Here is a 23,710-nt window from a genome sequence, read left to right as displayed (position 1 = left end):
TTTAATGATTAACTGCATTCTGCGGGGAGCGCTTCGTGATCAGCGGACCGCCTACGGTGGTCTGCGCCACATGGATCGCAAGCTTTGTGACAAAGAATGCTGCGATAAAGCTTATGACAAACATGACAGGCCAGTCGTGAAGGAGCGTCCCTATGTAAATGGCTGTAACACTTGGGGCGGCACCGGCAGCGACAGCAGCTTCAATGGCTGGATTTCCGTAGATATTGACACCTGCAAGGACCAGGGTTGCCGTGGTATTGAATACCATTGTGGCAATAAAGTTTTCCAGCAGCACGTGAGGCAGGGTCTCCGGCTTTAGGCCCAGCCTACGTCCAAGTGCAAAGCTCCAGTTAGTCAGTGGAAAGACCATACCGCTGACAGAGATGACAAGAAACGCAGTGCCCCAGTTTTTGACCAGAAGCGGAATGCTGAAGGTCAGATGATCAACGAAGATGGCGCAGGTCGCCATGAGCAGCGAGATAAAATACGCAACAACAGAAGAGATGATCATTCCATAATGATTCTTATAAAAATTCATAAACTACCTTCCTTTCGATAATATGGAATCAAGGGATTCCCGATAACATCTACAGTCAACCTGGCAGGCTTCTCATTTATCCCTCCTTGCATCGATATCATATCAGCCCCCAATCTGACACGACATCCGTCATTTGCATATTGATGGGCATTCTATGGATGCACGATCATAACAGTGCCGTCCAGATCGCCAACTGGAAGCACTAAAAATGCGCCATATTTTTTCTCCAGATCATCCATGGCCCTGCGGACTCCTGTATACCGGGTGCTTTCATAATTGCATACAAGGATTACGCCGCCGCGGCTCATGCGCGGGAAGAAATATTCCATTCCTGCATAAGTCGGCTGGTAGAGTCCGGCATCCAGAATGACCAGGGCATAGGTTTCATCCTCCAGGTCAAGGGCAGTCTCCGGGAACCAGCCTTCCTTCAGGATCACCTGTTCTTTTTCCGGCATACGGGCCATGACGAGCTCCGGCTTTACATCCTTGAAATCATATTCCTCCGTCTTTGTGCCGCCGATCTCCTCCTCTTTTTTCAGATCACGGGGATCATAGCCCTGAAAGGTGTCAAAAAGATAGAGCTTACGGTCAGGCATCAGCGCATTGAGCTGCCAGGAGAGATCTCCCTGGAAGCATCCCAGCTCCGCCATGCTGCCGGGTATGCCCAAACTGTGGAGACGTCTGGTAAGGCGCCGTATGGCCGCTCCGGCTGCTGTGAAATGCTGCCTGGCCGTATTGACGAAAATGATATCGTTCTCAAATCCGGCGCGGATGGCCATGTATTCAAGTGCATGGCTCTTTTCTTCGTTGGAAGCAGCGATGACAAGCACATCCGGCTGCAGGGTGACTGCAAGATCAATGGGCATGACAGGTATTCCCTCGATCTTGTCCTTCAATTCGCCGGTTTCCTCATTTTCAAACACATTCCAGGTATCGGGGTAGGAGTTGCCGATACCTACCAGTTTCAGATTGGCTGGATTTAACAGGTCAGATACGGAGATGCCGAGATGGTCCGCTTCCAGAATTATTGCAGTTTTCATAAAAAAGGCTCCTTAAATCGAAAAAGTTATAGTAATATTTCTAATTTCATTATAAACTGTGTCATTTTTATAACAAGTAGTATAGATTACAGCTGGCAGCTATGCTACACTTGCACATTCGAACAAGTTATCTTTCCGGCATTTTCCCAAAAAGTAGCACCCGCTACTGTCATGGAGGAGAAAATTGCGGTACAGTTACAGTAAACCTGTATGCGCCCAGCGGTCAGACGCGTTACCGCTCCATAAAAGCCTGGTGGGCGCATTTGGCATACGTGGATACATGCCGCCTATCCGGCGGCAGGACTTTTTTTAGTGAGGATTGGATAAGGAGGACAAAGATATGGCAGAGCTGTTTCATGGAACAACACCGGAAGGTCTGGTGGTAGAAAATGGGATCGTACGTGACGGAAAGGCCTGTGAGGGAGAGATCCGTATCCCGGACGGATGCACAGAGATCGCCAGCCAGGCATTTTACCAGAACAAAAAATTAACAGGGCTTTATATTCCGGATGGGGTGAAAAGCCTTGGCAGGTATACGGTCAACGGGTGCCTGAATCTTACGTATGTACGTGTTCCGGAAAGCGTTGAGAAGATGGGAGAGGGTGCGCTGGTAAAGAAGATCGACAGCAATTTCGGCTTTACCCATGTAGTGGAGACAAAGGAGTATTATCCTGAGATACGGTGCAAGGAGGGTTGCTATGTGGATCTGGCTTTTCAGGAGATGAAGAAAAAGGACGGATGGAAGGATTCCCATTCCATGGAGCACATTATACAGTTCAGCTATGAATAGATCATGCTTTTGACATTTCCCCGAAAGTACTCTATAATAATGTGTAGCGTATGCTACAATTGTTGTTTGTGTAACTAGTATAGCGTGTGACATCAGACTATAATGATGTTATTGATAAATAATTATCATTAATTGTACGCATCACAAATACATTATGAGGTTGGGGGACTTTTTATGGGAACGAGGTCAGATGATCCAAATGTGATAAAACGGTTGCCTCGTACAAATCCGGTCTCAAGGCTTTTATATTTGCCGAGAGGGATTTCCAGATTAGAGCAGCTGGGGGAAAAGAAAACATTTCCAAAGAATCACATTCTGGTACAGGCAGGATCGAGGACAAATTACTGCTACATTGTGAAAAGTGGGCGGGTGATCGCATATGAATACACCATAAACGGAGAGGAGCGGATCTACAATTTCAATGAGCGCAACTCCCTGTTTTTGGAGGTCAATGTGCTGTTTGACTGGGACAGCCCTGTCAGCTTCAAAACGACCATGAAATCTGAGCTGGTCTGTATTGACAAAGAATCCCTTCTTCATGCCATATCACAGAGCCCGGAGATCTCCATGGATGTTATGCAGTCCATTGCAACAAAGTTCATGTCCTCCATGGAGCAGATAAGACATGCCAACTTTCACAGTGCTGCCTGGAAGATCTGCGATCTCCTCCTTGTTTTTGCGGAAAGCTATGGGGTTCCCTATGACGGCAAGGTGCTGATCCAGGAAAAGATCAGCCAGCAGATGCTCTCCAACCTTCTGGGCATTAACCGGGTGACGGCAGTCCGTGCCATCAAGGAGTTAAAGGACATGTCACTGATCGAGCAGATCAATGGATACTACTGTATCCGCGATATCTCAAAGCTCCAGCGCCACCAGGCCAAGCTGGTGGAATAACAGAATAACAGGCAGGCGCAGGCAGAAAGATGCTTACGCCTGTTTTTTTTGTTACATAGAAAACGGAAACTTTTCGGTAATTTTTTGAAACCTGTATCCTTTGCTACTGTATTTAAAATCATATTCCAGTTAAAATAATAACAGGATAGACAACAACGGGCCGGAGAGGCGGCAGGAGACAGGGAGAGTGAGAGATATGGCTAAGATAGGGGCAGTGATCGTTGCAGCAGGCTTGTCCTCCAGGATGGAGGCGTTTAAGCCGCTGCTTCCGTTTGAGGATTCTACCATCTCAAAGCATATTGTGGAGCTTTTGATACAGAGCGGGATCAATCCTGTTCTCGTAGTTACGGGCTACCGCGGGGATGAGCTGGAAGCCCATCTGGCCAATACCGGCGCCCGCTTCCTGCGAAATGAAAAGTACCGGGAAACACAGATGTTTGATTCCATCAAGATGGGCATAGAGGCCATTGCGGATGAATGCGACAGGATCATGCTGATGCCTGTTGACACTCCGGCCATCACGTCCAAGACCTTCCGGCAGGTAGCGGCTGTAGACGCTGATATGGTCCGTACCACCTATGGCGGAGAGCCTGGTCATCCGATTATGCTTAAGGTAGATGTGGCGAGAGAATTATGCTGCTATACCGGTGACAGGGGGCTGCGGGGAGCAATGGAAAGCTCCGGCTATACCATCACAAATGTCAATGTCCATGACTGCGGAGTCAACTGGGATGTGGATACCAAAGAACAGTACCAGGCACTGATCGGCTGGAACTACCGCAGATGGCGGGGCTATCCGATCCATCCCCATGCCGGAACCCGCCTGAATGTTCAAAGGCGCTCCAGAATGTGTTTGAGGACGATCATTTCATGGTTTGGAAGCAGGAAGCGGATAGAGGGGATTGGATGATGAGAAATCTGTATCTCGTACGCCACGGAAGAGTGGATTTCCCCGGCGGCATACACCGCTGTATCGGAAGAACGGATATTGGCCTTGACGAGACGGGAAAGAACCAGGCCAGGGCGCTTGCAGGGTATTTTAAACAGCATCCGTTGGAATGCATTTTTTCCAGCCCCTTGTCCAGGGCAGTTGAGACAGCCACCCTTCTGAGAGATTCCAGGTATCCTCTGGAGATAGAAGAAAATCTGGTGGAGCTGGATATGGGAGAATGGGAGAATCTCCCCTTAAAGGATATCAAAAAGGAGCTGGAGACAGAGCCTGTTTACGGAGAAAAGCGGAAGGACGGTTACCGGAGATTTGCTGCCTGTATTGAGGAGATCCTGAAAAGGACCAGCGGAGATATCGCCGTTGTAGCCCATGCAGGGATCAATTGCTGCTATCTGTCACAGCTTTTAGGAACTCCCCTGGAGACCTCCAGGGCACTCCCACAGCCCTATGGAGGATTCAGCAGGATCGAGATCTGCGATTCCGGCAAGGAGATCGCTGAGTTGGGCCGGATGGCGTCAGAGACTCCCTCCCTGTCAGAGTGCGAGCGGATCTGGGAGCGCTATCATACGGCAGAGCGGGTGCGCAGCCATTGCCGGGCAGTCAGTGAGCTGGCATTGGAATATGGCAGAAGGCTTCAGAAGGCCGGTTATCCTGTTGACCTTGAACTGATCCGGAGCGCAGCTCTTCTCCATGATGTGCTGCGCCAAAAGGAGGACCATCCCCTTGAAGGCGCGAAGGCGGTGATACGGGAGGGCTACCCAAAACTGGCGTCCTTGATCCTGCGGCATCATGACTGGTACAGGACAATGGACGGATCCGGCAAAGAGGGGCCTTTTTTGCCGGATAAGGCATCAGGGGCCGGCTGGCTTCCAGAAGCAGCAATCCTTTATCTGGCGGACAAGGAGATGCTTGGGATAGTACGGGTGACTCTGGAGGAACGTTTTTCACAGAGTCAGAGGCATTGCCTGAAAAGCAGTGATGTACCTGCTGCTCTGGCAGCCCATAAGAGGAGATATCAGGAAGCAAAGAGCATAGAAGCCAGGCTCCAGGCATGCCTCGGTATGAGATAAATAACGGCAAGTGTATGACAGATCACAAATTCTGCCTGTACACTTGCCTTTTTCGTTGTTTTTATTCCCTTTGGCCGTCATGGCTCTGGAAATTGATTGCGTTTTTTGGTAAAATAGCCTATAATAGTGCAAATGTATGAATAATATGGACAGATGGAAAAAAACCTCTGCCATAAAAATGAGAGTGGATAATAGAATGAGAAAATTAGCATTAAGTGACGAAATACTGCTTTCCATCCAGCAGCCCGCCCGCTATATCGGCGGGGAGGTGAACATGATAAAGAAGGATCTGTCGAAAATGGCAGTAAAATTCGCCTTCTGCTTTCCCGATGTTTATGAAATAGGAATGTCCCATCTGGGGATCCAGATCCTGTATTCCATGTTCAACAGGCGGGAGGATATGTGCTGTGAGCGCGTCTACAGCCCCTGGATGGATCTTGATCCCATTATGAGGGAGAAGAAGATCCCGCTGTTCACCATGGAGTCCCAGGAGCCGGTGAAGAATTTTGATTTTCTGGGCATTACCCTCCAATATGAGATGTGCTATACCAACGTGCTCCAGGTGCTGGACTTATCACAGATCCCCCTTCACGCCTGTGACAGGACAGAGAAGGATCCCATTGTCATCGGAGGCGGCCCCTGCGCCTACAATCCGGAGCCCCTGGCTGACTTTTTTGACATGTTTTATATTGGTGAGGGAGAGACGGTATATTTTGAACTCATGGACCGCTATAAGGAGAATAAGGCTGCGGGAGGAACAAGGAAGCAGTTTTTGGAGATGGCTGCAGAGCTTCCCGGCATCTATGTCCCCGCCTTCTACGATGTGGCCTATAACGAGGATGGCACCCTAAAAAGCTTTACGCCGAACAATCCTCACGCAAAGGCCTCCATCAAAAAGCAGGTCGTCACCAACATGGATGATGTGGGATATATTGAGCGGCCTCTGGTGCCTTATATCAAGGCTACCCAGGACAGAGTCGTGCTGGAGATCCAGCGGGGCTGCATCCGCGGCTGCCGTTTCTGCCAGGCCGGGAACATTTACAGGCCCTTAAGAGAGCACAGCCTGGAATATTTAAAGAATTATGCTTATCAGATGTTAAAGAGCACAGGCCATGAGGAGATCTCCTTAAGCTCCCTAAGCTCCAGCGATTATACCTATCTGGAGGGCCTTGTAAACTTCCTGATCGATGAATTTAAGGGAAAGGGCGTGAACATTTCCCTGCCCTCCCTGCGTATTGACGCCTTTTCTCTGGATGTCATGAGCAAGATCCAGGATATCAAAAAGAGCAGCATTACCTTTGCACCGGAGGCAGGGTCACAGAGGCTCCGTGACGTGATCAACAAGGGACTGACCGAGGAGGTCATCTTAAAGGGCGCCAGAGAAGCCTTTGAGGCTGGCTGGAACAGGGTCAAGCTGTATTTCATGCTGGGACAGCCCACAGAGACGGTGGAGGATATGGAGGGCATTGCCCTTCTGTCTGAAAAGATCGCAGAGGAATACTATGAAATCCCCAAGGACCAGAGACATGGCAAGGTACAGGTGGTCGCCAGCTCCTCCTTCTTTGTGCCAAAGCCCTTTACTCCCTTCCAGTGGGCGAGGATGTGCACCCAGGACGAGTTTATCCAGCGCGCGGGCATTGTGCGCAGCAAGTTCAGGGAGATGAAGAATTTTAAGAGCCTGCGCTATAACTGGCATGAGGCAGAGCTTACGGTGTTGGAGGGTGTCTTCGCCCGCGGCGACAGGCGGGTGGGAGCTGTCCTGGAGGAGGCCTACAGGAACGGGGCGATCTATGATTCCTGGTCGGAATATTTCAAGAATGATATATGGATGAAGGCCTTTGAGACCTGCGGCGTGGATATCAGCTTCTACACCACAAGAGAGCGCAGCCTGGACGAGCTGTTCCCCTGGGATTTCATTGATGCGGGAGTATCAAAGGAATTTTTAAAGAGGGAATGGAAGAATGCCATCCAGGAAAAGGTAACGCCGAACTGCCGTCAGAAATGCTCCGGCTGCGGCGCTATGGCCTTCGGCGGAGGCGTCTGCTTTGAAGGACGGATTTGACCTGATGGGCAGCTCTTCGCATTTGCTGCGCTGGCCCTGGGAAAACCAGGCCTTTGAAAGGAATACAGGAAACAATGAAGATTCGGATTAAATTCAGAAAATATGAAAATATGAAATTTATCGGCCATCTGGATGTGATGCGTTATTTCCAGAAGGCCATCCGCCGCAGTGAGGTGGATATCCGCTACAGCGAGGGCTTCAGCCCCCACCAGATCATGTCCTTTGCGGCGCCTCTGGGAGTGGGGATCACCAGCAACAGCGAGTATGTGGACATTGAGGTTTTGAGTACCGGAAGCTCCGCAGAGATGGTGGAGCGTTTAAATGAGACCATGACAGAGGGCTTTGAGGTAGCCAGCTGGCGTCTTCTGCCGGATTCGGCGGGCAATGCCATGTCCATTGTGGCAGCGGCGGATTATACGGTGGCCTTCCGCCCCGGCTATGAGCCTGAGATGGGGGCGGAGCAGTGGTTTTCCAATATCATCCGCTTTTTTGAGCAGCCCCGGATCCTTGTGACAAAGAAGACGAAAAAGGGGGAGGCCCAGGTGGACTTAAAGCCTCTGATCTACGACATGAAGCCCTGCTGCCTGAAGACAGAGGAGGAGACAGGAAGGGCCGTGGTCACAGAGGAGGAAGGATGTCCTGCCCTGTTCATGCGGATATCCACAGGCAGCTCCTCCAATGTAAAGCCGGATATGGTACTGGATGCCTATTATGCCTCCATTGGTGAAGAGCGGCCGCTCTTTGCCTATATGGTGCAGAGAGAAGAGGTTTACGCTGACATGAGCGCTGAGAAGGAGCAGGGGGACCATAAATTTGTAGCCTTAGAGGAACTGGGACAGGAAATCGACCATGGATAAGCTGATCATTACACGGCTGGAGGATAAGATCTGTACAGCCACCGTATCGGAGGGAAAAGTGGTGCAGCTCACTCTGGAGCCGGACAGCGGCCCCTCCATCCTCCAGAATATTTATATCGGCAAGGTACAAAAGGTGGTTCCCGGTATCAATGCCGCTTTTGTGGACATTGCGCCGGGAGTCTCCGGGTACTACAGCCTGACAGAGAATAAGGAGCATCATTTTGTGTCAGGCCATTCCGGAAAGCTCAAGGCAGGAGATGAGATCGCAGTTCAGGTCAGCCGCGATGCAGTGAAGACAAAGGCCCCTGTGCTGACTGCAAATATCACACTTACGGGGCGCTACTGCGTGTTTACCTCCGGAAAGCCGGGGATCGGCTTTTCTTCAAAGCTGAAGGATGCTGCCTGGAAGGCGCAGATGAGGGAAGCTTTGGGAGGAATATCCGGCATCATTGTCCGCACCAATGCGGGGGGGCTGCCTCCTGAGATGGTGCTTCAGGAGTTTGAGCAGCTAAAGGGCCTTTATGAATCCATAAGGGCGGGCTGGTCCTGCCGTACCTGCTACAGCTGCCTGTACCAGTCCGAGCCCTCCTATATTGCAGGCATACGGGATTCCATTTCAGGAAGCCTGAAGGAGATCGTGACGGATGAACCGGTATTTTACCGGGAGCTTAAGGACTATATGGAAAAGCATCAAAGGGAGGATGCGGAAAAACTGGTTTTTTATGAGGACTCCCTGCTGCCCTTAAAAAAGCTGTACAGCCTTCACACAGCCTTGGAAAAGGCCATGGGCAAAAAGGTATGGCTGAAGTCCGGCGGATACCTTGTGATCGAGCCTACGGAGGCTATGGTGGTCATTGACGTCAATACCGGCAAATATTCCGGCAAAAAAAAGATGGCGGAAACCATCTTAAGGACCAATCTGGAGGCGGCGGAGGAGATCGGAAGGCAGCTGCGCCTGCGCAACCTTTCGGGGATCATCATGGTGGATTTCATCGATATGGAGGCAGCGGAGGACAAGCAGAGCCTCATGCATTATCTGACAGAAGTAGTGTCAAAGGATCCCGTGAAGACAACGGTAGTGGATATGACAGGACTGAACCTGGTGGAGATCACCCGGAAAAAGGTCAGGAAGCCGCTGTACGAGCAGGTTCTTTCATGAATAGAAAAGCATATAAGAAACTAAAGGGGAAGAATCATGAAGATTATTATTGTAGGATGCGGAAAGGTAGGCGCCACCCTGGCCGAGCAGCTTAACAGGGAAAAACACGATATCACACTGATCGACTCTGACAGTGATGTGCTTCAGTCGATTTCTGACAGCATCGACGTTATGTGCGTGCCTGGAAACGGGGCAGTATATCAGGTCCAGATGGAGGCAGGGATCGAGGAGGCAGACCTTCTCATCGCCACCACCAACTCCGACGAGCTGAACATGCTCTGCTGCCTGATCGCCAAGAAAGCCGGAAACTGCCATACCATTGCCCGTATCCGCAACCCGGAATATTCTGCGGAGATCAACTACATACGCGAGGAAATGAACCTGTCCCTGGCGATCAACCCGGAGCTTGCAGCAGCAAGGGAGATCGCCAGGTTATTGCGGTTTCCCTCTGCCATCAAGATCGAGCCCTTTGCAAAGGGCAGGATCGACCTTCTGAAATTCCGCATACCGGAGTATTCCGTGCTGGACAATATGAAGGTGATGGATGTGGTAAACAAGCTAAAGGCCAATGTCCTCATCTGTGCCGTGGAGCGGGGGGAGGATGTGGTGATCCCTGCCGGTAATTTCATCATGAAGACAGGAGACAAGATCTCCTTTATCGCTCCCCATGCTGCCTCTGCTGAGTTTTTCAAGCGCGCCGGGATCGAGAACAATTCCGTGAAGACAGCCATGTTTGTGGGCGGCGGTAAGCTGACCTATTATCTGGCCCAGTCCCTGGCTGACACGAAGATCAAGATCAAGATCATAGAAAGGGATGAGGAGCGGTGCAGGGAGTTAAGCGAGCTGCTTCCAAAGGCCATGATCATCCATGGGGACGGCTCCGACCAGCAGCTGCTCTTAGAGGAGGGCGTTACGCGCACAGAGGCCTTTGCATCCCTTACAGGCTTTGACGAGGAGAATATCATGCTTTCCCTCTATGTGTCAAGCCAGTCCAATGCAAAGCTGATCACAAAGGTCAACAAGATCTCCTTTGGAAGCGTGATCGACTCACTGAATTTAGGAAGCGTCATCTATCCGAAAATGCTCACAGCCGATCTGATCCTCCAGTATGTGCGCGCTATGCAGAATTCCATGGGAAGCAATGTGGAGACGCTCTATAAGATCGTGGCCGATAAGGCGGAGGCATTGGAGTTCAGAGTGAGCAAGGACGCCCCATTGCTGGGGATCCCGCTGGAAAAGCTTCAGCTGAAAAATAACCTTCTGGTGGCCTGCATCAACCGTAACGGCAAGATCATCACTCCCCGTGGTAAGGATACCATTGAAGCGGGAGATACGGTTATCATTGTAACCACCCATACAGGGCTAAATGACTTGAAGGATATTCTGAGGTAAACCTTCATGCGCCCGTCTGGCGGGCGCATTTGGCATGCCGCCTGAAGACGGCGGACTTTTACAATAAAGGCGGGCTTGTTATGAATCAAAGTATTATCATCTATATGCTGGGCTGGATCATGAATATCGAGGCCCTGCTCCTGCTGCTGCCTGTGGCAACGGCAGTGGTCTATGGGGAACAGATCTGGGTCTGCTACCTGTCAGTGGCTGCGATCTGCGCCGTATTGGGCTTTGCCTGCACAAGGAGCAAGCCAAAGTCCAAAATATTCTTTGCAAAGGAAGGCTTTGTCATCGTGTCTCTGGGATGGCTGGTGCTCAGCTTTTTTGGCTGCCTGCCCTTTATGATGAGCGGAGAGATCCCCCATTTTATCGATGCCATGTTTGAGATCGTATCCGGCTTTACCACCACCGGCTCCAGCATCCTGCCGGAGGTAGAAAAGCTTTCCAAGGCCTCTCTCATGTGGCGCAGCTTTTCCCACTGGATCGGCGGTATGGGCATCCTTGTCTTCATCCTGGCGATCCTTCCCATGGCGGGAGATTACAACATGCACATCATGCGTGCAGAGAGCCCCGGATACTCTGTGGGCAAGCTGGCTCCCAAGATCGGCATCACTGCAAAGCTTTTGTATTCCATCTACTTCTTTATGACAGTGGTCATGTTCCTTCTTCTGCTGGCAGGCAGGATGCCTGTATTTGACAGCATCTGCATGACCTTCGGAGCAGCAGGAACAGGAGGCTTTGCCTGCCGCAACTTTGGACAGGCGGGCTACACCATGTACCAGCAGGGCGTGATCGCCCTATTTATGATGCTGTTCGGCATTAATTTCAACGTATACTTCCTGCTGCTCATAAAGCGGCCAAAGGATGCCCTCAGATGCGAGGAGTTCAGGGGATATATTGCCATTATAGCGGCAGCGGTGATCCTCATCACCATCAATGTCCGCCATCTGTTCCCATCCCTCTTTGAGGCAGCGCACCACGTATTTTTCCAGGTATCCTCCATTATCACCACAACGGGCTATTCCACGGTTGACTATGACAAATGGCCGGAGTTTTCCAAATGCATCATCCTGCTCATCATGTTCGTGGGAGCCTGTGCAGGCAGTACAGGAGGCGGCATGAAGGTATCACGTATCATGATCGCCTTTAAGGAGGTAAAAAAGGAGATGGAGGCTGTGATCCATCCCAGGAGCGTGAAGGTATTAAAGTACGAGGGAAAGGTGCTGGATCACAATACGCTGCGCACATTGAATGCGTATATCATTGTATATTTCCTGATCTTTGCAGGCTCCCTGCTGATCGTGAGCCTTGACAACTATGATTTCATGACTTCCTTTTCCGCTGTGACAGCTAATCTCAACAACATTGGCCCCGGCATGTCTGTGGTAGGCCCTGCATCGAATTTCTCTATGATGTCCTACCTGTCAAAATCCGTGCTGATCTTTGACATGCTGGCCGGAAGGCTGGAGCTGTTCCCTGTTCTGGTACTGCTGTCTCCGGGAACATGGAAGCGGCATTAAATGAAACAAAGAAGCCCGGCCGGAGAGATGCGTCTTCCGGCTGGGCTTTTTCTTTCTTTGCACGTGTATGGACCTAGGAGCTTTATGCAGCCTGCTTATGGGCCCTCCTAAAGTTGATGAAGGACAGCAGGCACATCATAACGCCATTTACAAGTAAAATACTGATGGCAGCCGACATACCGACCCGGTCAGCTGCGCTGCCCACGATCTGGGGCGTCAGGATACCGCCGATGGAGGCAACGGCTGTGAGCACGGACATCCCGATGGCAGAGCCCTGAAAGAGGGGGCCTGCATGGGCCACGGAGGTGGGATAGATGCCTGACATGAAAAAGCCTGTGCCGATCAGCGCAATGGCCACCGGGACAATGGTGTTGGAGCAGATCAGGAGCAGGAAGCTGGCGCCTGTTCCCAGGGTGCATGCCAGGATAATAGCGGTTTTGGAATACCGGCGTGCCAGCCATGCGCAGAGAAGGCGTCCTGCCATGATGACCAGCCAGGTGATGGAGACCATGGTGGTGGCAAAGGAAGCGCTCATAATGCCCATGCTCTGCAGATAGGTCACGAACCATCCATTGACACAGTTTTCAAGGCCAATGTAGAAGAAGAGCACAAGGCAGATCAGATAAAAATCCAGTCCTGGTCCTTTTGATGTTCTTTCGGTCTTTTTTGGCGTGTCCTCCTTTGTTTCAGATCCCGTATCATAATTACCAGTGGCATAGAAGACCGTAGAAGTACAGCACAGCACTACAAGGAGAACAGCAACCGTCCGCCAGCCATAACCCATGGAAATTGCAAAGGCTGTGAAAAAGGGTGACAGGAAGGCGCCTATGGCAAAGCTGCAGTGAAGATAGTTCAGCATTTTTGTGGAATGACCGCTGACCTCATCCACTACCAGATTATTTAAAAAGGTAATTGAGCCCCTGGCAATGCCCATAAGGAACATGAGGCAGTATATCAGCCACACGGGAGGCAGCATAAGAAGAATGAGATAGCTTATGGGAACAAGGGCAGCGAAGATCGTGATAGCCAGCCTTCTTCCGATTTTCAGAATCACAGCGGGAAATACAAAGCTGGCGGCCAGATTACCGATGGCCATAAGGGAGATCATGCCTCCTGCCATGGAATAGCTTAAGTTTGCCTCCTCGATCAGGGACGGCAGAACGGCTCCCACTGCCAGCACCGCCATTCCGCTGACCGCATAGCCGTAGCAGCAGCGGATGATCTGCCACATTTTTTGTCTGGATAAAATTTGGTCCATTAGAACACCTCTTTATGTATTGAAATATGTATCACGGTCAATAATTATACCCGAACGGGGGGTGAAAAACAAGCGGTAAGCCCTGAAAAAAACAGCAAAAAACCGAAAAAATATAGTTGACATCTTAAAGTGAAAATGTTAATATATAACAGTATGCCGCACAGCGAGGTTCTAAGATTCTGCCTCTTTTCAGAGCAGGACACCGCAGCTGGCGAGTAATGATTATAGGAGGTGCCTTTCATGTACGCGATTATTGCAACAGGCGGAAAGCAGTACAAGGTAGCAGAAGGCGATGTCATTAAGGTAGAAAGACTGGGCGCAGGCGCAGGCGAGACCGTAACATTCGACCAGGTACTGGCTGTGAACAACGGCGAACTGCAGATCGGATGCCCAACCGTAGCCGGAGCAACTGTTACAGCAACAGTTGAGAAGGAAGGTAAGGCTAAGAAGGTTATCGTTTACAAGTATAAGAGAAAGACTGGCTATCACAAGAAGAACGGCCACAGACAGCTCTATACCCAGGTGAAGATCGAAAAGATCAACGCTTAATTGTAAAGGATATGATTCAAGCAACCGTATTAAAAGATTCCAGAGATTCGGGCAATGACTCCTATGTTGGGATCGTGATAGAAGGACATGCAGGGTATGCCGAGGAGGGTGAGGACATCATCTGTGCAGGCGTATCGGCCCTGGCGATCAACTTTTTCAATTCAGTGGAGACATTTACGGAAGATGAATTTGAGGGACAGGCCGGAGAAGAGGATATCCAGTTCCGTTTCCGTTTTACCTCAGATATAAGTCCTGAATCAAAACTCCTTATGAATTCTCTTGTGCTGGGTCTCCAGAATATAGAGAAGGATTATGGGAAATCATATATTATCATCCGGTTTAAGGAGGTGTAAGACATGTTAAAGATGAACCTTCAGTTATTCGCTCATAAGAAAGGTGTTGGTTCCACCAAGAACGGAAGAGATTCCGAGGCTAAGAGGTTGGGCGCTAAGAGGGCAGACGGACAGTTCGTACTGGCAGGAAACATCCTGTACAGACAGCGCGGCACCCACATCCATCCCGGCAACAACGTAGGCAAAGGTGGCGATGATACCTTATTTGCTTTAGTAGACGGAGTTGTTAAGTTTGAAAGAAAGGGCAGAGACAGAAAGCAGGTTTCTGTATACCCAAGGGCAATCAACGAGTAATTCCCAGGGGCTCCATACTTAGCGGTATGGGGCTCTTTTTATTACATAGGAAATTCCTTTGGAGCTTCCTAAGTAATAAAAAGCCCTCCGGGCAGGATCGCACTGCGGCGGAGTGAAACTATGTCGCTAAAGCGGCCCTTTTTGTTACTATGAAAACTTCGCCGCCGCAAGGCGGCACTAAATTCAGGTATGCCCAATGCGCCTGCCAGGTTTTCATGGTGTGGTGGCGCGTCCACCAGACTTTCGTGGTGCGGTGGCGCGTCTGCCCGCTGGACGCATGCAGGTTTACTAAGAAAGTCCCGCCGCCGAATAGGCGGCATGTATTCAGGTATGCCCCATGCGTCCACCAGACTTTCGTGGTGCAGTGGCGCGTCTGCCCGCTGGACGCATGCAGGTTACTATAGGAAATTACCACAGGAGGTTCGTATATGTTTGCCGATAGCGCAAAAGTATTTATAAAGTCCGGCAAAGGCGGAGACGGACATGTATCCTTTCGCAGGGAACTCTATGTTCCCAACGGCGGCCCTGACGGAGGAGACGGAGGCCGGGGAGGCGATGTCATTTTCCAGGTAGATACAGGAAAAAATACCCTGGTAGATTTCCGCCATGTCCGCAAATATGTGGCAAAGGACGGGCAGGAGGGCGGAAAACGCCGCTGTCACGGTGCAGATGCCGAGGATCTGATCGTAAAGGTTCCTGAAGGGACCGTGATCAAGGATTTTGAGTCCGGCAAGGTCATTGCTGATATGTCAGGGGATAACCGCAGAGAGGTGATCCTAAAGGGCGGAAAGGGCGGCTTAGGCAACATGCACTACGCCACCTCCACCATGCAGGTTCCCAAATATGCCCAGCCAGGCCAGCCGGGCCAGGAGCTGTGGGTGCAGTTAGAGCTTAAGGTGATCGCAGATGTGGGACTTGTTGGTTTCCCAAATGTTGGAAAATCCACCCTGCTCTCTGTTGTCAGCAATGCCCGGCCGGAGATCGCAAATTATCATTTCACTACCCTGAATCCCCATCTGGGCGTTGTGGATCTGGGAGACGGAGCAGGCTTTGTGATGGCAGATATCCCAGGCCTGATCGAAGGAGCCTCTGAAGGAGTGGGCTTAGGCCATGCCTTCTTAAAGCATATTGAGCGCACAAAGGTGCTGGTCCATGTGGTGGACGGTGCTTCTGTAGAAGGCCGTGATCCGCTGGAAGATATCCTTACCATCAACAGGGAGCTTGAGGCCTACAATCCGGAGCTTTTAAAACGCCCGCAGGTGATCGCAGCCAACAAAATGGACGCCCTTTACTCAGAGGAGGATTCTGACAGCATTGTAGCCCGTTTAAAGGCGGAATTTGAGCCAAAGGGCATCAAGGTGTTCCCGATATCTGCTGTCAGCCGTCAGGGTGTAAAGGAACTTTTGTGGCATGTCAATGACCTGTTAAAGACAGTAGACAGTGCTCCTGTGGTATTCCGGAAGGAATTCGAGATCGAATACCAGGGAGACAAGAATCTTCCATATACCGTTTCCAGAGCGGAAGACGGAGCCTATGTTGTGGAAGGCCCAAGGATCGAGAAGATGCTGGGCTATACCAATTTAGATTCTGAGAAGGGCTTTGATTTCTTCCAGAAGTTCCTAAAGAATACGGGAATTTTAGACGATCTGGAAAAGGCCGGTATTTCAGAGGGTGATACCGTCCGCATGTATGGACTGGAATTTGATTATTATAAATAGGAGTAAGACTATGACAAGTAAGCAGAGAGCCTACCTGAAGGGGCTGGCTATGAATATAGATTCGGTGTTCCAGATTGGAAAGTCCAGTTTGACGCCTGAGGTCACTCAGGCTGTCTCCGAGGCTTTGGAGGCCAGAGAGCTGGTAAAGATCACTGTGCTCAAAAATTGTCTGGATGACGGGCGCTCCATTGCAGAGGTGCTGGCAGAGCGCACACATTCTGAGGTAGTCCAGGTGATCGGAAGGAAGATTGTCCTGTACCGTCCGGCAAAGGATGAGAGCAAGAGGAAAATACAGCTGCCTGTTAAGTAGACGAGTTTACATAAAATATTTATGTAAACAAAATGGAAAAGAGGATGTTTCATGGCAAAGATAGGGATCCTGGGCGGAACCTTTGATCCGATCCACAATGCCCATTTAAAGCTGGGACAGCAGGCCTATGAGCAGTTTGAACTGGATGAGATCTGGTTCATGCCCTCCGGACAGCCGCCCCATAAGAGAAACCGTATAGTGACAGCAGGAGAAGACCGCAGGGCCATGGTGAAACTGGGGATCCATGGGATTCCCGGTTTCCGTTATTCTGATTTCGAGCTGGAGCGGGAGGGGAATACCTATACTGCCCAGACACTGACTCTGTTAAAAGAGGAATACCCCAAGCATGAATTCTATTTTATCATTGGTGCGGATTCCCTGTATCAGATAGAATTCTGGTTCCATCCTGAGAAAGTGATGGAACAGACTGTGCTTTTGGTGGCGGGAAGGCCATATAGGCAGGAGCACAGGAGCCTGGAGGATCAGATCCTCTATCTGGAGCAGAAATATGGGGCGCGTATTTATCCTATCCGGTTTCATGAGATAGAAATTTCCTCAGAAGAAATACGGAAGGCTGTGGCTTTGGGCAAGGCAGTGGAAAGCTATGTTCCGGAGCCTGTAGCTGAATATATTAAGGCCCATAAGCTTTACCAGAAGGGCACGAAAAAAGGAGAGTAGATCAGATGGATAATCAATGCAGTCAGATTATGATACTGCGCAGGAAGCTCCAATCAAAGCTGGCTCCCATGCGCTATGAACACTCCATAAGCGTATCCTTTACCTGTATGAACCTTGCCATGCGCTATGGCTATGATCTGGACCGTGCAGAGCTTGCAGGCCTGATGCACGACTGCGGCAAGCGGTATTCAGATGAGATCATACTGAAAAAATGCTTAAAACACGGCATTGAGGTGACAGACGCAGAATATAAGGCATTGCCCGTGCTCCATGCAAAATATGGTGCATGGCTGGCTGAGCACAAATACGGCATTGACGATGCAGAAGTCCTGTCGGCTATCCGGTGCCACACCACTGGAAAACCGGAAATGAGCGTGCTGGATAAGATCCTCTACATTGCAGACTATATCGAGCCCAGGCGCTATAAGGCAGAGAATCTTCCTGTGATCCGGAGGCTGGCCTACGAGGATCTGGATAAGACCATGTATGCCATTCTGGCAGGAACATTGGACTATCTGAAGAAAAAGGGCGGCAACATTGACCCTATGACCGCAGACGCATATGAATATTTTCGAAAATTGGAAGGAGAACCGAATGAACTCAAAGGAAATGGTTAAGATCGCCTACAATGCCTTAAGCGATAAAAAGGGCGAGGACATTAAGATCATCGATATCCAGTCTGTGTCCGTTCTTGCAGACTATTTTATCATTGCAGACGGAAGCAATCCCAACCAGGTTCAGGCTATGGCTGACAATGTAGCGGAGATGCTGGGGAAAGCAGGCTGCGAGTGCAAGCAGATCGAAGGCTACCAGAATGCAAACTGGATCCTTATGGATTACAAGGATGTGATCGTCCACATCTTCTGCCGGGAGGACAGATTGTTCTATGATCTGGAGCGCATCTGGAGAGATGGCAAGACCTTTGTGGATATTAATGAACTGCAGTAGCATTAAACGTTTTGATCCTGCTATCGGTTTGGATGCTTTGGGGAAAACACCCGGAAGATGCGCTGGGGAAGCTCAAACACAAACACAATGCCCATGACGATGGCAACAGCGATCTTAAGAGAGGTAAAGCCTGTCTGCAGTGCCAGATCCAGCTTGTTCATCACAATATAATAGGTGGTCCAGTAAAGCCCGGCTCCCGGCACAAGGGGAAATATCCCTGATATGAGAAAGATCGTCACCGGGCACTGCTCCCGCACTGCAAAGGAGCGTGACAGGAGGATTACCATGACTGTCGCAAAGAGGGAGGCCACAGGCGCAGAGCATCCCTTAAGAGCCAGCAGGGAATAGACAAACCAGCCAACACCTCCGATAAAGCCGCAGTAGGGATAATATTGGGTTGGAACGCCGAACAGTAGGGAAAATGACACGGTTCCCGTGACAGCGGCCGCAATCTCTATCAGAAATCTCATAACAGCATTCCTCCTGTCATCTGATGAAATACCATTAGCATAAGGGCAACTCCCATGGAAATGCAGAAAAACACCAGGAGTGCATCCAACAGCCGGACGGAGCCGGAAAGATAGTCACCGTCTGCCATGTCCCTGATCCCATTGATAAAGGCCACGCCGGGTATCAGAGGCATGATGGAGCCGATGATCATAAAATTCAAATGTGCTCCTGCACCTATCAGGTACATGACAGAGCACAGGCAGGTCACCAGGGCACCTCCGCAGATATTTCCCACGATCTTGGAGAGATAGGGGCTGCTGATAAAAATGACATAGATATACAGCAGAATACCTGCAATAAGCGCTGCGGCGCTGTCGCCCAGGCTTCCGCCAAACAGATAGCAGAAGCTGGCACTGCCAACACCTGAGGCCAGGATCTGCATGGTCTTTGTCTTGCCCGGCATGGTGCGGATCTGCTCCAGCCTTGCACGCACCTCGCCAATGGAATAAAGTCCCTTCTCAATCTCTCTTGACAGCTGGTTCACAGCGGCAACACGGTTTAAATGGGAGCCCCTTACCGGAATATGCTGGACCTTGGCGTAAATAGGCTCGCCTGCATTGCCGGAGGTTGTAAATATCCCGTTGCTGAGAACGAAGAAATTCCCGGAGCCGATCCCATAATGGCGGCAGATGCGCTCCATGGTCTCCTCTACACGGAAGATCTCCGCCCCGTTTTCCAGCAGGATATGTCCAGCCTCCATGGCGGCATCCAATACCTCCTGCTGTTCCTCCAAGTTAAGTGGTCTCTTTGGCATAGGGATCCTTCCTTTCCCGCCAGTCTGTTGTCTGAAGCCTGATGGATTGGCGGAACTTACCAGGCGTCATAGAGCGGAATTTTAAAAAGTTGCGTGTCAGCGTCTTTTCGGTATTGTAGCCAACCTCTATGGCAATTTCCATGATGCTCTTTGTGCTCTCAAGGAGCAGCTCCGATGCGCGGTTAACACGTATAAAATTCAGGTAGTCGGAAAAGTTCATCTCCACCTGATAGAGAAGGATCTGGTTCAGCTCCGTTGGGGATATCCGGAAGCGGTCGCAGAGAAGCTTGGGGGACAGATTCTCGCTGTAATGCCTGTATATGTAAGAGATCATAGTATAAAAGTCACGCCTGTCCTTAATGCGGCACAGATCTCCGATATTCTGGTAGATATTGCGGAACTCATTTGCCTTCATCCCCATCCTGGCCAGAAATACCTTGCTGATATGGGAGCTGTCCACAAAGCCCAGGATCTCCGCCAGCTCCTCCAGCGTAAAGTCTGTATACAGGAGAAAATTGATGGTTTTTCCAATCCTCATCTCATTTAGCAGGTCAAAAAAGGAGAGACCCGTTGTGGATGTGATATAAGCGCTGATGGAGGACTCGCTCATATAAAAGATCTTAGACAGCTTAGCCAACGTGATCTTCTCATTCAGATGGCTGTAAAGGTAGTGGAAAATCTCACAGGGCTCGATGGTCTGTTTAAGAGCGGCTGTGACCATCTTCTCTGCCCGCATAAAGCAGATGAGGATCTCAATCAATTTGTTGGTGATAAAGAGGTTTCTAAGCTCCCAGCCGGGAGACTGGCTGGAGGGAGAGTCCATGGTGGATTCCATTCCCAGCTCTTCTTTTATAGAGAGAAACATAGTCCTCACAGATTCCAGCTGGCTGCCTTCCAGGTAGAGCACAGGGCTTTTCATGAGAGCCTGTATAATGGACAGCTGCCTGCTGCCTGGATTATAAAATGCTTTGATGATCTCATTAACCGTGTCAAAATAGTAGGCAACCACAAAAAGCTGTATGGGCGAGACTACCTCTGTGATCTCGCTGATCTGCCAGGGAAGTACGGAAAACACAGCTCCTGGCTTTATATGATAGGACCTGTTATTTAAACGCAGGGTGCCCTCTCCGCTGTTGATCAGCCAGAAGCGCGACATGGAATGAAGGAGCGGTTCTGTAGGCCCTGTAAGGACCTCGATATCAAAGCTGCATATTTTATTTTCATCCTGCATGGAGCAGTAGGAGCTTTGGGTTGGTACAAATTTGGCCATACGGGAGCCTCCTTTGTATGGATTATTTTCGTAATTCATTATAATCGTTTTTACAGACAGATACAAGAGAGGCAAAAGGGGATAGGCGTTAAAATACCATGTTTTTACAGAATTTTGTCCTACCGTTTTTTGGAAAATGCGTTAAAATAAAAACAGCTGAGTGCCAGAATGCGGAACTATTTGCTGCTCAAACGTTAACGCAGTGGAGTTCGCGTTTCCTGCTTGTTCGAAATACATGAGGAAAGAGAGGAACCATACCATGTCATTTTCAATACCCAAATATCATCATCCGGATTTTACACAGCCCCAGTTCGTAAACGCGCCGGATGTCAAATATGAAATTGCAGAGAAGGACGGCGTTGCACCGGAGTATTACCACAGCACCTCCATGTACCCGGAGTATTTTAAGATCAATGGAACCTGGGTGCTGGCAGAAGAAAGCCGTATGGACTCCAGCGTAGTGATCTGTGATGACGGTCATCTGGAGGTTGTGGAGAACAGGAACATAAAAAAGGGCGATAAGGTCATTCTGGGAAGGACGGAGAAGTGTGAAGAGGGCATTTATATGCACTGCAACGGCTTTGCAGAGGCAGCAGACGGACTGGAGGATCAGTTTGTTTTCCGCCAGGGAAGAAGCAGGGAGACCTCCTATGCCAGGGATTACGACAACCTTTTTGAGCTTTTGCGCCATGAGAGGGAGCACGGAAATATTGTATGGGTGATGGGACCTGCCTTCTCCTTTGACGCGGATGCACGCTATGCCATGCAGTCTCTTGTTGAAAACGGCTATGCCCACGGCCTGATGGCCGGCAATGCGCTGGCAACTCATGATCTGGAGGGCGCCCTTCTGCACACCGCCCTGGGACAGGATATTTACACCCAGAAATCACAGCCAAACGGTCATTATAATCATCTGGATGTCATCAACAAGGTGCGCCGCAGCGGCTCCATTCCGCAGTTTATCGAGGATTACAACATAGACAACGGCATCATTTACAGCTGTGTAAAGAATCATGTGCCCATCGTGCTCACAGGTTCCATCCGGGATGACGGGCCTCTTCCTGAGGTGATCGGAGACGCATATGAGGGCCAGGGCGCTATGAGAAACCTCGTGCGCAAGTCTACAACGGTCATCTGCCTGGCTACCATGCTCCATACCATTGCCACGGGCAATATGACTCCTTCCTTCCGCGTAATGCCGGACGGCCAGATCCGCCCTGTTTACCTGTATACGGTCGATGCGGATGAGTTCGTGGTGAATAAGCTTCTGGACAGAGGAAGCCTCTGCGCGACTACCATTGTAACAAATGTACAGGATTTTATCACGATTGTTGCAAAGGGTCTGGGAGTGATGAAATAGCGGTGAAATGAGAATGATCTGAGTAAGGACTCAGAACTTTGAATAAATGAATAAAGAACTCCTGCTGATATGTGCTTCAGCCTCCTTTTATGAGAAAGAGGGGGCTGAAGCTTTTTCGTTACATTACATAGGGAACTAAAGATCCAGTTCGAGGGCTTTGCCCTCGAGCTCCCGTTCCAGAAAACATAGTTTGTCTACAGTCTGAGAATCCTGCGATGCAGGATTCTTTTTATGTCAGGGGAGATTATCATAATATCCGGGAAAACGGGGGTGTGCAGCTACATCATGCGGAGCAGTCCGATCACCTTGCCGAGGATCTCCACATGGTCTGTGATGATGGGCTCCATGGCATCATTTTCCGGCTGAAGGCGGTAATGACCGTTTTCCTTGTAAAAACGCTTTACGGTGGCGGAATCATCGATCAGTGCCACTACGATCTCACCGTTGTTCGCTGTCTGCCTTTGCTCCACAATGATCTGGTCACCAGGCAGGATGCCTGCGTTTATCATACTTTCACCCTTTACATGAAGCATAAAGGTCTCTGCATTGGGCAGGGCCTCTGCTGGGAATGGAAAATAATCTTCAATATGCTCCTCAGCCAGAAGGGGTTCGCCGGCAGCAACTGTTCCCAAAACCGGGATATTTACCATCTCTCTGCGAAAGTTAAAAGAGTCATCCAGAATCTCGATGGTCCTGGGCTTTGTGGGGTCCCGGCGGATATATCCCTTCTCCTCCAGGGCGGAAAGGTGGGAATGAACGGAAGAGGTGGACTTTAAGTGGACCGCCTCACAAATCTCACGTACAGCCGGCGGATATCCCTTCTTTAATATGGTTTCTTTAATATACTCTAATATCTCCTGCTGCTTTGCAGTCATTTTATCCTGAGCCATAATCTACCTCCTGCATCTTACTGATTCTATAGTAACATATGTTCGGCAAAAATGCAAACCTTTGTTCGGTTTTTTTGACAGGAATGCTTGACAAAACGTATGTTCTGATGATATAGTATAGATATCGAAAAGAACAGATGTTCTGTAGCAAAACAGGAGGGTTACATATGAGAAAGTCGACGATGAGAAAGCTGAAAGTGATTAGTTTTACCTTAATACTCCTTATAATTGTATTAACCGGACACACCATGTTCACCTCCATGGCAAAGGAGGAGGAAAACATGGCAACCCCTTACTATAAGAGCATACAGATACAGAGCGGTGACAGCTTATGGCAGATTGCTGATCGGTACAAAGAGGGCAGCAGTATGAGTACGGATGCATATATAAAAACGTTAAAACAGATGAACGGCTTGAAGGAGGATACGATCCATGCAGGCCAGTATCTTACAGTGGTATATTTCCAGTTGGATTAAGGGCAGGTTTTCCTGCCCTCAGACTGTAGACAAAGTTGGTGCTAGTTGATTACGCCCAGCACCACTTTTCT

The 23,710-nt window shown here is 49.9% G+C and carries 26 protein-coding genes; 19 read left to right on the top strand and 7 right to left on the bottom strand.

Going from position 1 to position 23,710, the window contains the following annotated elements:
* Position 1: 1 nt before the first annotated feature.
* Both LIZ87_RS18465 and LIZ87_RS18460 read right to left on the bottom strand, forming a co-directional pair.
* Entirely contained in the window at positions 2–538 is a 537-nt protein-coding gene (locus tag LIZ87_RS18465) for a hypothetical protein (protein WP_178316995.1), read from the bottom strand.
* A 152-nt stretch (positions 539–690) separates the two neighbouring features.
* Positions 691–1,578 (bottom strand): TylF/MycF/NovP-related O-methyltransferase, encoded by an 888-nt coding sequence (locus tag LIZ87_RS18460; protein WP_178313436.1) that lies wholly within the window; start codon positions 1,576–1,578, stop codon positions 691–693.
* Between the two features lie 340 nt (positions 1,579–1,918).
* On the opposite strand from LIZ87_RS18460, the gene LIZ87_RS18455 reads away from it, so the two are divergent.
* The 9 genes from LIZ87_RS18455 (at position 1,919) to LIZ87_RS18415 (ending at position 12,271) form a co-directional block, all read left to right on the top strand.
* A complete protein-coding gene (locus LIZ87_RS18455; RefSeq protein ID WP_178313434.1) occupies positions 1,919–2,368 on the top strand; it encodes a leucine-rich repeat protein in 450 nt (149 codons plus the stop codon).
* A gap of 174 nt (positions 2,369–2,542) precedes the next feature.
* Complete coding sequence (locus LIZ87_RS18450; protein ID WP_178313432.1) at positions 2,543–3,262, top strand: Crp/Fnr family transcriptional regulator; 720 nt, start codon at positions 2,543–2,545, stop codon at positions 3,260–3,262.
* A 196-nt stretch (positions 3,263–3,458) separates the two neighbouring features.
* Positions 3,459–4,172, top strand: a complete 714-nt coding sequence (locus tag LIZ87_RS18445; RefSeq protein ID WP_227148751.1) for a nucleotidyltransferase family protein — start codon at positions 3,459–3,461, stop codon at positions 4,170–4,172.
* The gene (locus tag LIZ87_RS18440) at positions 4,169–5,281 is read left to right on the top strand and encodes a histidine phosphatase family protein (protein ID WP_227148750.1); all 1,113 of its coding nucleotides are present in this window, start codon (positions 4,169–4,171) and stop codon (positions 5,279–5,281) included. Before LIZ87_RS18445 ends, LIZ87_RS18440 begins: the two co-directional genes overlap by 4 nt.
* Before the next feature lie 196 nt (positions 5,282–5,477).
* Positions 5,478–7,343, top strand: a complete 1,866-nt coding sequence (locus tag LIZ87_RS18435) for a TIGR03960 family B12-binding radical SAM protein (RefSeq protein ID WP_227148749.1) — start codon at positions 5,478–5,480, stop codon at positions 7,341–7,343.
* 74 nt (positions 7,344–7,417) lie between these two features.
* Positions 7,418–8,200 (top strand): TIGR03936 family radical SAM-associated protein, encoded by a 783-nt coding sequence (locus LIZ87_RS18430; RefSeq protein ID WP_227148748.1) that lies wholly within the window; start codon positions 7,418–7,420, stop codon positions 8,198–8,200.
* Positions 8,193–9,359 (top strand): ribonuclease E/G, encoded by a 1,167-nt coding sequence (locus LIZ87_RS18425; RefSeq protein ID WP_227148747.1) that lies wholly within the window; start codon positions 8,193–8,195, stop codon positions 9,357–9,359. The genes LIZ87_RS18430 and LIZ87_RS18425 overlap by 8 nt, the downstream gene beginning before the upstream one ends.
* A 36-nt stretch (positions 9,360–9,395) precedes the next feature.
* The gene (gene trkA, locus LIZ87_RS18420) at positions 9,396–10,751 is read left to right on the top strand and encodes a Trk system potassium transporter TrkA (RefSeq protein ID WP_227148746.1); all 1,356 of its coding nucleotides are present in this window, start codon (positions 9,396–9,398) and stop codon (positions 10,749–10,751) included.
* Between the two features lie 80 nt (positions 10,752–10,831).
* Complete coding sequence (locus tag LIZ87_RS18415; protein WP_227148745.1) at positions 10,832–12,271, top strand: TrkH family potassium uptake protein; 1,440 nt, start codon at positions 10,832–10,834, stop codon at positions 12,269–12,271.
* Between the two features lie 82 nt (positions 12,272–12,353).
* Here LIZ87_RS18415 and LIZ87_RS18410 read toward each other — a convergent pair whose 3' ends face one another.
* A complete protein-coding gene (locus tag LIZ87_RS18410) occupies positions 12,354–13,529 on the bottom strand; it encodes an MFS transporter (protein WP_227148744.1) in 1,176 nt (391 codons plus the stop codon).
* A gap of 240 nt (positions 13,530–13,769) precedes the next feature.
* On the opposite strand from LIZ87_RS18410, the gene rplU reads away from it, so the two are divergent.
* The 8 genes from rplU (at position 13,770) to rsfS (ending at position 18,379) form a co-directional block, all read left to right on the top strand.
* On the top strand, positions 13,770–14,078 hold the full coding sequence (gene rplU / locus LIZ87_RS18405; RefSeq protein ID WP_066548443.1) for a 50S ribosomal protein L21: 309 nt from the start codon (positions 13,770–13,772) through the stop codon (positions 14,076–14,078).
* Between the two features lie 11 nt (positions 14,079–14,089).
* On the top strand, positions 14,090–14,431 hold the full coding sequence (locus tag LIZ87_RS18400) for a ribosomal-processing cysteine protease Prp (RefSeq protein WP_178316495.1): 342 nt from the start codon (positions 14,090–14,092) through the stop codon (positions 14,429–14,431).
* A 3-nt stretch (positions 14,432–14,434) separates the two neighbouring features.
* Positions 14,435–14,725: a 50S ribosomal protein L27 gene (gene rpmA, locus LIZ87_RS18395; protein ID WP_007864521.1), complete on the top strand. Its 291-nt coding sequence runs from the start codon at positions 14,435–14,437 to the stop codon at positions 14,723–14,725.
* 428 nt (positions 14,726–15,153) lie between these two features.
* Complete coding sequence (obgE, locus tag LIZ87_RS18390; protein ID WP_178316160.1) at positions 15,154–16,443, top strand: GTPase ObgE; 1,290 nt, start codon at positions 15,154–15,156, stop codon at positions 16,441–16,443.
* Between the two features lie 10 nt (positions 16,444–16,453).
* Entirely contained in the window at positions 16,454–16,753 is a 300-nt protein-coding gene (gene yhbY / locus LIZ87_RS18385) for a ribosome assembly RNA-binding protein YhbY (protein ID WP_178316161.1), read from the top strand.
* A 51-nt stretch (positions 16,754–16,804) separates the two neighbouring features.
* The gene (gene nadD / locus LIZ87_RS18380) at positions 16,805–17,431 is read left to right on the top strand and encodes a nicotinate-nucleotide adenylyltransferase (RefSeq protein WP_178316162.1); all 627 of its coding nucleotides are present in this window, start codon (positions 16,805–16,807) and stop codon (positions 17,429–17,431) included.
* Between the two features lie 5 nt (positions 17,432–17,436).
* Positions 17,437–18,048 carry a bis(5'-nucleosyl)-tetraphosphatase (symmetrical) YqeK gene (gene yqeK / locus LIZ87_RS18375; protein ID WP_178316163.1) on the top strand — a complete coding sequence of 204 codons (612 nt, stop codon included), beginning with the start codon at positions 17,437–17,439 and terminating at the stop codon, positions 18,046–18,048.
* Entirely contained in the window at positions 18,026–18,379 is a 354-nt protein-coding gene (rsfS, locus tag LIZ87_RS18370) for a ribosome silencing factor (protein WP_178316164.1), read from the top strand. The genes yqeK and rsfS overlap by 23 nt, the downstream gene beginning before the upstream one ends.
* A gap of 20 nt (positions 18,380–18,399) precedes the next feature.
* On the opposite strand, the gene LIZ87_RS18365 is transcribed toward rsfS, so the two are convergent.
* Genes LIZ87_RS18365 through LIZ87_RS18355 form a run of 3 tightly spaced genes read right to left on the bottom strand, consistent with a single transcriptional unit; the run spans position 18,400 to position 20,913 of the window.
* A complete protein-coding gene (locus tag LIZ87_RS18365; RefSeq protein WP_227148743.1) occupies positions 18,400–18,849 on the bottom strand; it encodes a threonine/serine exporter family protein in 450 nt (149 codons plus the stop codon).
* Positions 18,846–19,643, bottom strand: coding sequence for a threonine/serine ThrE exporter family protein (locus tag LIZ87_RS18360; RefSeq protein WP_178316166.1), 798 nt, complete (start codon positions 19,641–19,643; stop codon positions 18,846–18,848). Before LIZ87_RS18360 ends, LIZ87_RS18365 begins: the two co-directional genes overlap by 4 nt.
* Positions 19,624–20,913: a helix-turn-helix domain-containing protein gene (locus LIZ87_RS18355; RefSeq protein WP_227148742.1), complete on the bottom strand. Its 1,290-nt coding sequence runs from the start codon at positions 20,911–20,913 to the stop codon at positions 19,624–19,626. Before LIZ87_RS18355 ends, LIZ87_RS18360 begins: the two co-directional genes overlap by 20 nt.
* Before the next feature lie 259 nt (positions 20,914–21,172).
* On the opposite strand from LIZ87_RS18355, the gene LIZ87_RS18350 reads away from it, so the two are divergent.
* Complete coding sequence (locus tag LIZ87_RS18350; protein ID WP_178315025.1) at positions 21,173–22,273, top strand: ornithine cyclodeaminase family domain; 1,101 nt, start codon at positions 21,173–21,175, stop codon at positions 22,271–22,273.
* 278 nt (positions 22,274–22,551) lie between these two features.
* Here the strand turns inward: LIZ87_RS18350 and lexA are convergent, their stop codons facing one another.
* Positions 22,552–23,163 carry a transcriptional repressor LexA gene (gene lexA, locus LIZ87_RS18345; RefSeq protein ID WP_178315024.1) on the bottom strand — a complete coding sequence of 204 codons (612 nt, stop codon included), beginning with the start codon at positions 23,161–23,163 and terminating at the stop codon, positions 22,552–22,554.
* Between the two features lie 182 nt (positions 23,164–23,345).
* Between lexA and yneA the strand changes: the two genes are divergently transcribed.
* Positions 23,346–23,639 (top strand): cell division suppressor protein YneA, encoded by a 294-nt coding sequence (yneA, locus tag LIZ87_RS18340; protein ID WP_442912255.1) that lies wholly within the window; start codon positions 23,346–23,348, stop codon positions 23,637–23,639.
* Positions 23,640–23,710 lie beyond the last annotated feature (71 nt).

The sequence above is a fragment of the Lacrimispora sp. 210928-DFI.3.58 genome (assembly GCF_020554865.1).
Taxonomy (GTDB): Bacteria; Bacillota; Clostridia; order Lachnospirales; family Lachnospiraceae; genus Enterocloster.
Note: the sequence above shows the minus strand (reverse complement) of the source record. Positions and strands in the feature narration are given on the sequence as shown.